This is a genomic window from Massilia genomosp. 1 (assembly GCF_011682185.1).
Taxonomy (GTDB): domain Bacteria; phylum Pseudomonadota; class Gammaproteobacteria; order Burkholderiales; family Burkholderiaceae_D; genus Telluria_A; species Telluria_A rubra.
Genome location: NZ_WHJF01000368.1, coordinates 1 through 561, shown reverse-complemented (window position 1 = coordinate 561; position 561 = coordinate 1). Strand labels below are relative to the sequence as shown.

Genomic DNA, 561 nt, shown 5'->3' with positions numbered 1-561 from the left:
CGTCAGCCAGGGTCATCGTATCGGTAAGCTTGTACATGGAGTGATTGCCGACCGGAATGGTCGACTCTTCGTTAAATATCGGTTGGCGCACCCCGCTTTGCTCGAACCACCAATCATTGGTGACAAAATTGATGCCGTTTTCCGCATAAAAATTATCTTGTTGCTTCTCGCTGGGATTGATTCCCGCCCCCAATCCCGGGCCAAGCAATGATTCGAGCCCTTGGAACGCTTGATCGCTGCGAAAGGAGAACCCGGCGCCATTGAAGGTAGCCGCATGCACTCCCGGCAGTTGCACATTGAACAGGCGTACAAAAGCGGACGCCAGATATCCGCCCAAACTGTGACCACTCACTTCAATTCCTTTAGAAATCATTTCTGCCTTGATCAGACCGGTACCCACTCCATCGGGCGCATTGACGAAAGTTCCGTACTTCAGTTCCGGAGGGGGGACCGTGGGAGAGTTCGGCGGTAGATTCCAGAGTGCAATCTGGCGCACCCTTGCGTTAAGCGCTCCTGTTTCGCGAAACCACCAGTTAACCATATCAACCACCTGCTTGCGGG

1 protein-coding gene is annotated in these 561 nt (G+C 53.5%); it reads right to left on the bottom strand.

Translation table 11 applies throughout. The features are described from left to right. Nucleotides 1-561: hypothetical protein (locus F1735_RS34130; RefSeq protein ID WP_167241484.1), on the bottom strand; the 561-nt coding region annotated here is incomplete at both ends.